Annotated in this window: 11 protein-coding genes and 1 tRNA gene; 5 read left to right on the top strand and 7 right to left on the bottom strand. The window is 73.2% G+C overall.

All coding sequences use genetic code 11. The features are described from left to right. Positions 1 to 4: 4 nt before the first annotated feature. Positions 5 to 616 (bottom strand): TMEM175 family protein, encoded by a 612-nt coding sequence (locus tag AC2H4J_RS02775; protein ID WP_487463294.1) that lies wholly within the window; start codon positions 614 to 616, stop codon positions 5 to 7. A 105-nt stretch (positions 617 to 721) separates the two neighbouring features. On the opposite strand from AC2H4J_RS02775, the gene AC2H4J_RS02780 reads away from it, so the two are divergent. Together AC2H4J_RS02780 and AC2H4J_RS02785 are read left to right on the top strand one after the other, a co-directional pair. Beyond that, positions 722 to 1,492, top strand: a complete 771-nt coding sequence (locus AC2H4J_RS02780; RefSeq protein ID WP_487463295.1) for a uracil-DNA glycosylase — start codon at positions 722 to 724, stop codon at positions 1,490 to 1,492. Positions 1,493 to 1,501: 9 nt separating this feature from the next. Beyond that, complete coding sequence (locus tag AC2H4J_RS02785; RefSeq protein ID WP_487463296.1) at positions 1,502 to 2,881, top strand: NAD(P)/FAD-dependent oxidoreductase; 1,380 nt, start codon at positions 1,502 to 1,504, stop codon at positions 2,879 to 2,881. Between the two features lie 309 nt (positions 2,882 to 3,190). On the opposite strand, the gene AC2H4J_RS02790 is transcribed toward AC2H4J_RS02785, so the two are convergent. Next, positions 3,191 to 4,090, bottom strand: a complete 900-nt coding sequence (locus tag AC2H4J_RS02790; RefSeq protein WP_487463297.1) for an alpha/beta hydrolase fold domain-containing protein — start codon at positions 4,088 to 4,090, stop codon at positions 3,191 to 3,193. Between the two features lie 84 nt (positions 4,091 to 4,174). Here AC2H4J_RS02790 and AC2H4J_RS02795 point away from each other — a divergent pair. Continuing rightward, positions 4,175 to 4,248 (top strand) — tRNA-Leu (locus tag AC2H4J_RS02795). On the opposite strand, the gene AC2H4J_RS02800 is transcribed toward AC2H4J_RS02795, so the two are convergent. Continuing rightward, entirely contained in the window at positions 4,208 to 5,452 is a 1,245-nt protein-coding gene (locus AC2H4J_RS02800; protein WP_487463692.1) for a N,N-dimethylformamidase beta subunit family domain-containing protein, read from the bottom strand. The two genes, AC2H4J_RS02795 and AC2H4J_RS02800, sit on opposite strands and share 41 nt — an antisense overlap. Positions 5,453 to 5,588: 136 nt before the next feature. Between AC2H4J_RS02800 and AC2H4J_RS02805 the strand changes: the two genes are divergently transcribed. Together AC2H4J_RS02805 and AC2H4J_RS02810 are read left to right on the top strand one after the other, a co-directional pair. Then, positions 5,589 to 6,155: a hypothetical protein gene (locus AC2H4J_RS02805; protein ID WP_487463298.1), complete on the top strand. Its 567-nt coding sequence runs from the start codon at positions 5,589 to 5,591 to the stop codon at positions 6,153 to 6,155. Between the two features lie 487 nt (positions 6,156 to 6,642). Next, positions 6,643 to 7,467 carry a Bax inhibitor-1/YccA family protein gene (locus AC2H4J_RS02810; protein ID WP_487463299.1) on the top strand — a complete coding sequence of 275 codons (825 nt, stop codon included), beginning with the start codon at positions 6,643 to 6,645 and terminating at the stop codon, positions 7,465 to 7,467. Between the two features lie 174 nt (positions 7,468 to 7,641). Here the strand turns inward: AC2H4J_RS02810 and AC2H4J_RS02815 are convergent, their stop codons facing one another. The 4 genes from AC2H4J_RS02815 to AC2H4J_RS02830 form a co-directional block, all read right to left on the bottom strand. After that, positions 7,642 to 8,862, bottom strand: a complete 1,221-nt coding sequence (locus AC2H4J_RS02815) for an acetyl-CoA C-acetyltransferase (RefSeq protein WP_487463300.1) — start codon at positions 8,860 to 8,862, stop codon at positions 7,642 to 7,644. Positions 8,863 to 8,961: 99 nt separating this feature from the next. Beyond that, on the bottom strand, positions 8,962 to 9,981 hold the full coding sequence (locus tag AC2H4J_RS02820) for an SGNH/GDSL hydrolase family protein (RefSeq protein WP_487463301.1): 1,020 nt from the start codon (positions 9,979 to 9,981) through the stop codon (positions 8,962 to 8,964). A 128-nt stretch (positions 9,982 to 10,109) separates the two neighbouring features. Next, positions 10,110 to 10,544 (bottom strand): GNAT family N-acetyltransferase, encoded by a 435-nt coding sequence (locus AC2H4J_RS02825; protein ID WP_487463302.1) that lies wholly within the window; start codon positions 10,542 to 10,544, stop codon positions 10,110 to 10,112. Positions 10,545 to 10,548: 4 nt separating this feature from the next. Further along, positions 10,549 to 12,534 carry a VWA domain-containing protein gene (locus tag AC2H4J_RS02830; protein ID WP_487463303.1) on the bottom strand — a complete coding sequence of 662 codons (1,986 nt, stop codon included), beginning with the start codon at positions 12,532 to 12,534 and terminating at the stop codon, positions 10,549 to 10,551.

Here is a 12,534-nt window from a genome sequence, read left to right on the forward strand (position 1 = left end):
CGCCTCAGCCGGCCGCCTCGGCCTCGCCCTCCGGCGCGAGCCCCGCGCGGATGGTGCGCTCGAACCGGCGGTCGGGGACCAGCCAGACCAGCGCGACCACCGTGTAGACGGCGATCGCCAGCCACGCGGCCACGAACGACAAGCCGATGCCGAGGAGGTACATGGCCGGCGACAGCTTGCCCTTGAGGTCGCGGCCGACCGCCGCGGCGACCAGGGACCTCTTGCCCTGGTCACGGATGATCACCTTCTCGAGCGTGTAGAACGCCAGCGCGGCGGCGAGCAGGACGATGCCATAGGCCGCGGCCGGGACGCGGGCGAAAGAGTTCTCGCCGAGCCACGCCGTGGTGAACGGGACCAGCGACAGCCAGAACAGCAAGTGCATGTTCGCCCAGAGGATGACGCCGTTGACCCGGTCGGTCGCCTGGAGCATGTGGTGATGGTTGTTCCAGTAGATGCCCAGATAGACGAAGCTCAGCACGTAGGTGAGCAGCACGGGCAGCGCCTCGTGCAGGGCCGCCCACGTCGTGCCGTGGGGGACGGGCAGCTCCAGCACCATGACGGTGATCAGGATCGCGATCACGCCGTCGCTGAAGGCTTCCATCCGGCCGGTCGACATGGCACGCGACGGTAGTTCCCCCTGGCCGTCGACGTGGCCGCCGTGCGTGCGCTGTGCTCGCGATGATGAACTGACGGTGTGGCAGTCGACGCCGGAGGGTTCCCGGTGACCCGGACGGCGGCGGGCGTCGCGCGTTCGGCCCGCAGCGCGCCCGACCTCGCCACGCTGGATGCGCGGATCTCCGGCTGCTACGCCTGCCCCCGGCTGGTCGCCTGGCGGGAGGAGGTCGCCCGGGTCAAGCGGGCGTCGTTCCGCGACTGGGACTACTGGGGCCGCCCGGTGCCGGGTCTCGGGCCGGCCGACGCCCGGATCGCCGTCGTCGGACTGGCCCCGGCCGCGCACGGCGGGAACCGGACCGGCCGGGTGTTCACCGGCGACCGCAGCGGCGACTGGATCTTCGCCGCGCTCTGGCGGGCCGGCCTGGCCAACCAGCCGACGTCGACCCACGTCGGCGACGGCCTGGAGCTCACCGACGTGCGCGTGGCCGCCTCGGTGCGCTGCGCGCCGCCGGCCAACGCACCCACGCCTGCGGAGCGGAACACCTGCTCGCCGTGGCTGGCCCGGGAGCTGGCGCTGCTGTCGCAGCTGCGGGTGATCGTCGTGCTCGGCGGCTTCGGGTGGACGGCGCTGTGGCCGGTCCTCGCCGCCGCCGGATACGAAATCCCACGCCCGCGACCGGTGTTCGGGCACGGCGCGGAGGTGGAGCTGGCCGGCCCGAACGGACCGCTCACGCTGCTCGGCAGCTACCACGTGAGCCAGCAGAACACCTTCACCGGGAAGCTGACCGAGCCGATGCTCGACGCCGTCCTCGCCCGCGCCCGGGCGCTGGCCGACGGCGCCGGTTCTCCCCCTGACGCCGGGCCGCCGGAGCCCTAGGCTGCCCCAATGGCGCAACGTCCGGTGATCCTGGTCGTGGGCGGCGGGTACGTCGGCCTCTACACCGCCCTGCGGCTGCAGCGGAAGCTGTCGCGCGGGCGGGCCGAGATCGTGGTGGTCGATCCGCAACCGCACATGACCTACCAACCGTTCCTCCCGGAAGCGGCCGCCGGATCGGTCGAGCCGCGGCACGTGGTCGTGCCCCTGCGGACGACGCTGCGCCACTGCCGCGTCATCACCGGCGCGGTCATCGGCCTGAGCCACGCCGACAAGCGGGCCCGGATCGCACCGATCGAGGGCGCGCCCTTCGAGGTGCACTACGACGTGCTCGTGATGGCCGCCGGCTCCGTGGCGCGCACCCTCCCGATCCCGGGGCTCGCCGAGCACGGCGTCGGGTTCAAGACGGTCGGCGAGGCCATCTTCCTGCGCAACCACGTCCTCGCCCGGCTGGACGCGGCCAGCTCCACCGACGATCCCGCGGTGCGGCAGCGGGCACTCACGTTCACCTTCGTCGGAGGCGGCTACGCCGGCGTGGAGGCGTTCGCCGAGCTCGAGGACATGGCCCGGCACGCGATCGAGCGCTACTACCCGCGGCTGTCGCCGTCGGACATGCGCTGGGTGCTCGTCGAGGCGATGGGCCGCATCCTGCCCGAGGTCGACCTCGACATGGCCGCGTACACGGTCCGCCAGCTCACCGAGCGGGGGATGGACGTGCGGCTCAACACCCGGCTGGAGTCGATCTCCGACGACGGTGTCGTGCGGCTCAGCGACGGCGAGGAGTTCCCCAGCGAGACCCTGGTCTGGACGGCCGGCACCAAGCCGAACCCGATGCTCGCCGAGACCGACCTGCCGGTCGACGGGCGGGGCCGGGTGGAGTGCGAAGCGACGCTGCAGGTGCGCGGGATGCCCGATGCGTGGGCTGCCGGCGACCTGGCCGCCGTTCCCGACCTCACCAAGGACGAGCCGGACGCGACGACGGCGCCGAACGCGCAGCACGCCGTCCGTCAGGCCAAGGTCCTCGCCGACAACATCGTCGCCGTCCTCGCCGGGGAACAGCCCAGGCCCTACCGCCACGAGTACGCCGGATCGGTGGCCAGCCTCGGCCTGCACAAGGGCGTGGCGCAGGTCTACGGCGTGAAGCTCAAGGGCTGGCCGGCCTGGTTCATGCATCGCACCTACCACGTGAGCCGGGTGCCCACCTTCAACCGCAAGGCCCGCGTCGTCGCCGACTGGACCCTGGCGTCGCTGTTCCGGCGGGAGGTCGTGTCGCTGGGCCAGCTGCAGGACCCGCGCCGCGAGTTCGTGTTCGCCGCCAACACCGGCCGCCCCGGGCACCTGTCGCCGGCCCGTCCCGAGCAGCCGTCGGCCCTGCCGCAGACGGGGAGCTGAACCTCACTGCTTGACCCTGGTGACGCGGCTTATTTGGTGACAGCCTGCCGTCGCATCCCGGTGCCGCCGGTGTACCGCCAGGCTGAACGAGCTCCGTGAGGGCCTGGCTGAGACGTTGCGGGCCCGGCGGCCCGGGGCGTGCCGACTGGCGACAGGGCTGCGCGCCTCGAGCGCCGATCAGTGAGCGACCGGCTGCACGTCCCGGACCGCGCGGTGCTGACCCCACTGATGCAAGCAGCGGAGGCAGCAAGTGAACGGTAGGGACGGCGAGCGCGCCGTGGAAGCCCGCTTCGGCGGGGTGGACTGGTCTCAGCCGAGCCGGGACGCGAGCCCGGCGCCGAACGCGGTGACCGCCGCCGTCGACGCGGGCACGAGGCCGGCCGAGGCGTGCGCGACGTGCCACAGGCCGTCCCAGCGGCGCAGCTCCACCGGCACCCCCGCGGCGCGGGCCGCCACGGCCAGCCGGACGGCGTCGGGCAGCAGGATCTCCTCGCTGCCGACGTGCACCACCATCGGCGGCAGCCCGCCCAGGTCCTTGGCGAGTGGGGCGAACTCGGCGGCGGTCAGGTCGGCGCCGGCCGCGAAGTCGGCCGCGCAGCGGCGCAGCCACGACGGCCGGAGCATCGCGTCGGACCGGTCGGCCGGCCACTGCGTGCCGAGCAGGTCCAGCCAGGGCGAGACCAGACCGAGGACGGCGGGCAGCGGGTCGCCGGCATCGCGCAGCCGCAGCGCGGCGGTGAGGGCCAGCCAGCCGCCGGCCGAGTCGCCGGCGAGCGCCGTCCGGCCGGGCGCGGCGCCGCCGCGGAGCAGCTCGCGCCAGGCCGCCAGGGCGTCGTCCAGGGCGGCGGGGAACGCGTGCTCGGGCGCCAGCCGGTAGCCCAGCAGGTGCACGGTCGCGCCGCTCGCGGCGGCCAGCTGGGCGGCCAGCGCCCCGTGCGTGCGCACCGAGCCGATCGTGAAGCCGCCGCCGTGCAGGTAGAGGACGGCGCGACCGAGGCGGCCGCCGCGGGGGGTGAACACCCGGACCGGGCGGCCGCCGAGCCGGCCGGTGCCGACGTCCACACCGTCGGCGAGCGGCGTGGGTCCGGTGACCAGGTCGAGCCACCAGCGCTGCACCGCCACCGGCGTCCGCGGCCCGAGGACCGGTCGCACCAGGCCGCGGACGGCGGCCCGCATCGCGCGGGCGGGGACCTGCGGTCGGCGACTCACGGTGACCTCCGGACGACGGGGGGACCGGGTCACGGTACGGGTGACCCGTCGTCGTCCCGGCGCCCCCGCTAGCGTGCGCAGGACGCCCCCGTAGCCCAATCGGCAGAGGCAGGCCCCTTAAAAGGGTCCCAGTGTCGGTTCGATCCCGACCGGGGGCACGTCCTGGACGCCCACACCGGCCCGGGCGAGCACGTTGGCCACCAGGGCGCTCAGCACCGGGTCGACGACCAGGCTGCCCCCGAACGTCAGCGATCCGGCGGAGAACACGAAGCCGCCCCCGGGGTGGTCGTAGTACGTCATCTCGGCTCCGGGGCCGACGCCGTCGGGCGCTCCCTGGGCCAGCACCACGAGTCCCTCGGGGAGCACCGAGGGCGTGACCGGTGCGGGGTCGATCAGGCAGCCGGGCGCAGGAATCCCGGTCGCGCCCGGCCCCCGGGTGGTGTCGACCTCCCAGCCGCTGGCCTTCCCGTTGCCGGCGCCGGTGTTGAGCCCGGAGTCGCCGATGGCGTCGCCGTCGGCCACTCCGGTGCCCGCGAACAGGTCGTGCCCGGCGGCCCGGACGAGGAACGGTGATCCCACGACGCCGCACCGCTCGGTGGCGACGCCGAGGAGCGCCAGCTCGGGCTTGCCCTGCGTCCGGAAGAGGGCGAGCTCGCGGGGGCCGCCCTCGACGCCCAGGCGGAACACCATCTCGGTCCCACCGTTGTCGGGCTCGCCGATCTCGAAGATCCCGTCGCCGCCGAGGTAGGCGACGCAGCCGCCGGCGTCGAGGTAGGCGGCGAGCTTGTCGTACATCTCCGTGGTCCAGTACTCGGGATGGGTCCCGAAGATCAGGCACGGGTACCGGGCCGGATCGCAGCCCTGCTCGTGGAAGTCGACGTCGGTGTAGACGTCGGGATGCTGACCCTGGCCCTCCAGCCACCCGAGGATCCACAGCTCGCCGCGGGTGAGATGCAGATCGCCCTCCGGTGCGGCCCCCGGCATCGGGCGCAGGAAGCTCGTGCGGGCCAGCCCGGTGTACTTCGACTGCCCGCCCCAGCCGTTGTAGGCCAGCCACGTGTTGACGTTCGCCAGCACGGCGATGCCTGCCCGGTCCGGCGGCGCCGGCTTCACGACGAACGTGATGTCGCAGGAGGTCTCGGCGGAGTCCGTGCAGTGGGCCGAGTAGATGCCCGAGATCCAGTCCGCGGGGATCGTGAGGTCGAAGGTGGGCGTCCAGCCGCAACCGTCGCGCCATGGCTCGTCGGGGACCGGCTGGCGGGGTGCGGTGAACTCCTGGGAGCCGACGGGGAGGGAGTCGACCTCCGGGCCGGTGGAGACGTGCCGCTGGAAATCGGCGACGGCGGCTCCCTCGCCGGACATGTGGAACGAGATCACCTCGCCCGGTGCCGCCGACAGCGGCCAGCAGTAGCCCTCGATCGGCCGCAGCGAGGACTCGCCCACCACGACGCCGCCGTCGAGGGGGGAGTAGCCGACGACGTCGTCCCAGACGTCGCCGTTGACGCTGGCCGTGACGAACTGCCAGCCCTCGCCGGTCGCCACGGCAGCCGGGGTGTCGCCGAACACGAAGCTCGACCCCTGGTTCTCCCCGACCCAGAGCGTGCCGCCGCCGGAGTGGTGGGCGAACAGGTCGGCCTTGCCGCGGCCGGTGAAGAAGCCGGAGTCGACGTGCCAGCCGGCGGCGGGGTTCACGGTGCCCCACCGGCTCAGGTCGAACGCCGAGCCGTCGTTCTCCCCGACCCAGACCGACCCGTCCGCGGCGCTGTACCCCACGACGTCGGTGCGCCCGTTGCCGACGAAGTCGCCGGTGGCGAACTGCCAGTCCCCAGCCGGGTCCACGGCCGCCCAGGTGCCCATGAACGTGAAGGCCGAGCCGGTGTTCGCGCCCACCCACAGCGTGCCGCTGTCGACGTGGTGCGCCAGCAGGTCGGCCTTCGCCCTCATCGTGAAGAACCCCACGCCGATCCGCCATCCGCTCGCAGGCGACAGTGTGGCCCACAGGGAGAACGCGAACGCGGAGCCGCGGTTCTCACCGACCCAGACCGTGCCGTTGCCGGGGTGGTAGGCGGCGACGTCGGCGAGGCCGTTGCCGGTGAAGTCGCCGACGGTGATCTGCCAGCCCGCCGCCGGACTCAGGTGGGCCCAGGCCTCGGTGAACGTGAAGTGGCCCTCCTCGTTGGCCCCGACCCACAGGGAGCCGTCGGCCGGCAGGTAGGCCAGCACGTCGGCCCCGGGACCCCCGAGGAAGCGGCCGGCCTGGACCACCCAGCCCGCCGCCGGTGACACCGTCGCCCACTGGTCCAGCTGGAACACTCGCTCCGGCACGGCGCGCTCACTTCCGGGACGACGGGGGACAGGTCGGGCGGCGAGGCTCCCAGGCTGCGCGTCACGGGATCGTCACGGGGCATCGGTGTCCCGGGCTGCGGGGGCCACCCGGACGGGTCAACCCACGACACGCCGGAACGTACCGGGGGCCCCGAACGTTGACCTGGACGAGTGGAGTGCAGCACCGTGACCTCCACGGACCGACCAGTTCCCTCAGGGAGATGACGATGCCCAGCAGTAACCCGGCCTTCAGCCGGTTCGGCGCCGACGGGAACGGCCGGCAGCAGCCGGCGCCGTGGGGCGCTCCGCCCCAGCAGTACGGCGCGCCCGGCCAGTACGGCGCGCCCTCCCAGCTCGACCCGTATGCGGCGCAGTCGCCGTATGCGGCCGCCACCCGCTACATGACGATGGACGACGTCGTGACCAAGACGGGGATCTCCTTCCTGGTCACCGTCCTGGCCGCCGCAGCGACGTGGGCCCTCCCGGGCGACATGGCCTGGGGCCTCGCGCTACCGGCGGTGCTGGTGGCGTTCGTGCTGGGCCTGGTGATCTCGTTCAAGACGATCGCCAACCCGGTCGCCACGCTGGCCTACGGCGCGCTGTACGGCGTCGCCCTCGGCGCGATCAGCGAGGCGTTCAACGCCGTCTACGACGGGATCGTCATGCAGGCGGTCATCGGCACCTTCGGTGTCTTCGCCGGCATGCTCGTCGTCTACAAGACCGGCGCGATCCGGGTCACCCCCAAGCTGACCCGCTGGGTCGTCGGCGCCGCCATCGGTGCCCTCGTCCTGATGGTGGTCAACATGGTCGCCAGTTTCATCACCCCGGGCGGCCTCGGCCTCCGCAGCGGTGGCGGACTGGCCATCGTGTTCAGCCTGGTCGTCATCGGCATCGCGGCGTTCATGCTGCTGCTGGACTTCGACATGGCCGACGAGGCGATCCGCCGCGGCGCCCCGGCGAAGTTCGCCTGGTACATCGCCTTCGGCCTGCTGGTGACGGTCGTCTGGCTGTACATCGAGATCCTGCGGCTGCTCAGCTACTTCCGCGAGTGACTTCCTGATCGACCGACTGTGGCCCGGCTCCGCGAGGAGCCGGGCCACAGTCGCGTCCGGGGCCCTGTCGTGCGCGCCGCGCGACCCTGACCTGGTCGAGCCGCCCGGGACGAGCCGAAGGCCCGGTCCCCGTGAGGGGCCCGGGCCTTTCTGCTTCGTACCGACGACGTCAGCTCAGGACAGGCGCTCCAGGACCATCGCCATGCCCATGCCGCCGCCGACGCACATGGTCTCCAGGCCGAACGTCTTGTCCTTGGTCTGCAGCCCGTTGATCAGCGTGCCGGTGATGCGGGCGCCGGTCATGCCGAACGGGTGGCCGACGGCGATCGCCCCGCCGTGCACGTTCAGCCGGTCGATGTCGATGCCCAGGTCACGGTAGCTCGGGATCACCTGCGCGGCGAAGGCCTCGTTGATCTCGACCAGGTCGATGTCGCCGATGCTCATGCCGGCGCGCTGCAGCGCGAGCTTCGAGGCGTCCACCGGGCCGTAGCCCATGATCTCCGGCGAGAGCCCGGTGACGGCGGTCGACACGACGCGGGCCAGCGGAGTCAGGCCGAGCTCGCGGGCCTTGGTGTCGCTCATGACCACCACGGCGGCCGCGCCGTCGTTCAGCGGGCAGGCGTTGCCGGCGGTCGCGCGGCCGTCCGGGCGGAAGACCGGCTTGAGCTGAGAGAGCGCCTCGAGCGTGGTGCCCGCCCGCGGGCCGTCGTCCTTGCTGACGACGGTGCCGTCGGGCGTGGTCACCGGGGTGATCTCGCGCTCCCAGAAGCCGTTGTTGATGGCCTCCTCGGCCAGGTTCTGGCTGCGGACGGCGAACTCGTCCATCTCCTGGCGGGAGACGTCCTTGAGCAGGGCCAGGTTCTCGGCGGTCTGCCCCATCGCGATGTAGATGTCGGGGACGTCGCCGTCCTCGCGCGGGTCGTGCCAGCTGTCGGCGCCGCTCTCGGCGACCTTGGCCACGCGGGCCTCGGCGTCGGCGAACACCGGGTTCTTCGTGTCCGGCAGGGAGTCGCTGTTGCCCTTCACGAACCGGGACACCATCTCGACGCCGGCGGAGATGAACACATCGCCCTCGCCGGCCTTGATGGCGTGCATCGCCATGCGGGTGGTCTGCAGCGACGACGAGCAGTAGCGGGTGATCGTCGTGCCGGGCAGGTGGTCCATGCCGAGCAGCGTCGCGACGACGCGGCCCATGTTGTAGCCCTGCTCGCCCCCGGGCAGGCCGCAGCCGAGCATCAGGTCGTCGATGTCAGTGGGGTCGAGCGCAGGGACCTTGTCGAGTGCCGCGCGCACGATGGTGGCGGTCAGGTCGTCGGGACGGAGGTCCTTCAACGACCCCTTGAAGGCGCGGCCGATGGGGGAGCGGGCGGTCGCGACGATGACGGCTTCGGGCATGGGGTCCTCCACGATGAGGCGGTCCGCGGACGGTCGGCGGACGACGGGTCGCCCCCGAAACTACTCCGCGGTAGGACCCGCCACGCGCGGCGTCGTCCCTCAGCCGACGACGGTGGCCTCCGCCGACTCCTCCATGTCCTCCGGCGTCGGGAGGTCGGTGGGCCGGCGGCGGCGCAGCATCGCCCACGGACCGCGCGGACCGGTGTCGGAGCCGCGCTTCTCGGCGGGCTGGACCTCGGTACCGGTGCGGCTGGCGGCGCGGGCCGCAGCCTCCGCGACCGGGCGCACCGTGCCCCGGCGGATCGGGCGCACGCTCCGCTGGGGTGCCGGCCAGACGCCGACGGCGTCCGCGACGGACGGCAGCAGGATCGCGGCCGCCTGGGCGTAGCCCAGCGCGCTGGGGTGGAACTCGTCGATGCTGAACATACTGCGGTCGGAGGCGAACGCCGGCCCGAGGACCGAGCCGAGGGACACGGTCCGGCCGCCGGCCTCGACGACCGCGATGGTCTGCGCGGCTGCCATCTGCCGGCTCCAGCGCCGGGCGAAGGTGCGCAGCGGCTGTGCGATCGGACGGATCGTGCCGAGGTCCGGGCAGGTGCCGACGACGACCTCGCAGCCGGTCTCGATCAGCCGGCGGACGGCGCTCTCGAGGTGCCGGACCGCGGTTGCCGGCTTGGTCAGCGTCGTGACGTCGTTCGCGCCGATCATGATCAGCGCTACGTCCGGGTGTTCAGCCAGTGCGCGGTCGACCTGGTCGCCGAGCTCCTTGGACTCCGCTCCGGTGACAGCGAGGCGGACGAGGCGCACCGGCCGCTCGGCGAGTTCGGCCAGCGCTGCCGCGATCAGCGCGCCGGGGGTCTCGGCCGCCCGCTCGACGCCGAGGCCCACCGCGCTGGAGTCGCCGAGCACGGTGAACACGAGCGGTTTGCCCTTGCCCCGGCCGTAGATACCGTCGCCCGAGGGCGGGTCGTCCTTGGAGGTCCGCGCCTCCACCCGGCGGCGGGCGAGGCGGGCCTCCTCGCGGAGGAGGGCGTAGAAGGCGGCGCCGGCCAGCCCGAGGCCCCCGCCGTAGGTGGCGGCGCCGGTCGCCAGTCGTCGCGCTGTCGCCGTCCGCGTCACGGTGCCTCCGTCCCGGTGCTGCTGCCCGTCGTTCCACTCGTGCCCTGAGGTTATCGGCCCTCACCGGTCCGACCTGTGGCCTCCTCACCCGCAGGTGTGACGCAGTGCACACCAGGGCCCTGACGTGTTCAGGCCAGGACCAGCAGCATTCCGACGTGCGGGCCGCCCTCCGGCTTGTCGAACCGGTCCGTGACCACCGCGAAGCCCATCCGCTCGTAGAACCCGACGGCCGGCACACGGGCGTCGCACCACACGAGATCCCCGCCGAGCGCGGCGAGCCGGGTGAGCCCCTCGGTCACCAGCGCCCGGCCCGCACCGGTGCCCCGGACGGAGGGATCGGTGGCCATGCCGCGCAGTTGCCACGGCGCGCGCGCCGGTCGCCACGGGCAGGGTGCCGGGGAGAAGCGGACGACGCCCGCCAGCCGGCCGTCCGGGGTGCGGGCGGCGAGGTGGAACGTGCCGGCCGGGTCCGCGAGGCGGTCCACGGGACGGCCCTCCCGCAGGACGTCGCGCCACAGGGGATACGTCGTCCCCGCGTCGGACTCCTCGACGGTGATGGTCACGCCCTCAGCGTGCCCGACGGCCCCGGCGGGTGCGGAGGTAGTCGGCCACCACGTACTCGCCGAGGCGTTCGGGGTCGGGCTGGAACACGCGGCCGCCGGCCCGCTCGGTGATGTCGTGGACGAAGTGCACCAGCCCGGGGTCGGGATCGAGGGCGAACACGTTCACCGTGGCGCCGCTGCGGGCGACGCGTTCCACTTCCGCCACCGTGCGGGCGATGGTCTCGGGCATCGGCGGCCAGCAGAAGAACGGCGTCCCGTCGTCCTCCAGGTGCGCGGTGGGCTCGCCGTCGGTGACGACGAGGACCACCGGTTCGGCATCCCGGTGATGGCTGAGGAACCTGCGCGCCAGCATCAGGCCGTGCTGCAGGTTGGTGCCCTGCAGCGTGTCGACCGACAGCTCGGCGAGCGTCTCGGGGCGCAGCACCTGCGCCACGGAGGAGAAGCCGATGATCTGGATGGCGTCCTGCGGGAACCGCGTCGTCACCAGGCTGTGCAGCGCCATCGCGGTCGACTTCGCCGCACCCCACGTGCCGCGCAGCGCCATCGAGTAGGAGAGGTCGACCAGCAGCGCGACGGCCGCGCCGGTCCGCCGCTCGGTCTCGACGACCTCGAAGTCGTCCACGGCGATGCGCACCCGCCGCTCGCCGTCGGCACGCGGCTCGTGCGCCGTCCGCAGGACGGCGTTCTTGACCGTGCGGACGACGTCCAGCGGCTGTTCGTCGCCGAACCGCCACTCCCGCGAGCTGCCGGTGAGCTCCCCGGCGGAGCCCGCGTCGGTGACGTCGTGGTCGCCGCGGCCGGTGGCGTCGAGCTTGGCGAACACCCGGCGCAGCGCGGTGGCGCCCAGCCGGCGGACGGCCTTCGGGGAGAGCTCGAGCCGGCCGTCGGAGCGGTTGAGGTAGCCCTGCCGCTCGAGCTCGCGCTCCATCTGGCGCAGCGCGGCGAGGTCGTCGACGGCGGGCCGTCCCAGCGCCCGCTCGAGGAGTTCCTCGTCGATGTCGGCCAGCGACGCGCCCGCGTAGCCCTGCGAGAGCTGGCTCGACAGCGCCTCCAGGTCGGCGAGCTCGGCGACGGCACTGGTCGCGTCACCCAGTCCCAGGCCCTGCTCGCCGTCGGGCACCTGCCCGCGCTGCCCCCAGGGCAGGTCGGGCCGGGCCTGGCGGAGTGCGTCCTGCAGGTGGGACATCTCGCTGGCCAGCCCCATGTCGGCCATCGTCTGGGCCATCAGGTCGGACAGTTCCGCCCGCTGATCGGGGGACAGGCCCGCCATCATCCGTTCCTGCGCGGCCGCCCGGCGGGCGAGGGAGTCGATGAGCTCCTCGATCGACTCGGGGTTGTCGGGGAAGAACTGGCCGTGCTTGTCCATGAACTCGGCGAACTGCTCATCGGTGTCCTCGCCGCGGTTGTGCGCGTCGATGAGCTGCGACAGGTCGGCGACCATGTCCTTGACCGCCTGCATGTCGGCCTCGGTCGCGTTCTCCAGCGCGTTCTTCATCGAGGCGAACGAGCTGTCGAGCACCTCGCGGCGCAGCAGATCCTGGATCTGCTGGTAGGCCTGCCGGGCCTCGTCCGACCGCCACGGGTAGTCCTTGAGCGCGCGGACGGCGCCGGCGGTGTCGTCGGGCAACGCGTCCAGCTCGTCCTCGGCCAGCCTCGCTGCGTCGTCCGGGTCGGGGAACAGCTCGCGCTTCTCGGCGGTCAGCGCCCGGTCGAGCAGCTCGCGCACTTCCTGCAGCGTGCCGTCCATGCGTCCGGCGGTGCGGGCCTTGCGCAGCCGCTCGCGGACCGAGCGGCGCAGCTCGTCCAGGCCGCGTCGTCCTTCGGTGCCGCGGCGCAGCAGCTCGCGCAGGGCCTCGCGGACGCCGCTGCCGGCGAGCACCGAGTCGCCGATCTCGTCGACGGCATTGCCCAGGTCGTACGGCGGCGCGAGTGGATCCGGACCGCCGTGCCAGCGGCTGTAGCGGTACCCGCGCCCGTGTCGCGTCGGCAC

It is taken from the genome of Blastococcus sp. OS1-29, from assembly GCF_057628075.1.

Excerpts from the sequence above, each read along its gene's own strand:
- AC2H4J_RS02775 (WP_487463294.1), bottom strand. The coding sequence starts at position 616 with ATGTCGACCGGCCGGATGGAAGCCTTCAGCGACGGCGTGATCGCGATC.
- AC2H4J_RS02785 (WP_487463296.1), top strand. The coding sequence starts at position 1,502 with ATGGCGCAACGTCCGGTGATCCTGGTCGTGGGCGGCGGGTACGTCGGC.
- AC2H4J_RS02800 (WP_487463692.1), bottom strand. The coding sequence starts at position 5,452 with ATGTCCGGCGAGGGAGCCGCCGTCGCCGATTTCCAGCGGCACGTCTCC.
- AC2H4J_RS02810 (WP_487463299.1), top strand. The coding sequence starts at position 6,643 with ATGCCCAGCAGTAACCCGGCCTTCAGCCGGTTCGGCGCCGACGGGAAC.
- AC2H4J_RS02815 (WP_487463300.1), bottom strand. The coding sequence starts at position 8,862 with ATGCCCGAAGCCGTCATCGTCGCGACCGCCCGCTCCCCCATCGGCCGC.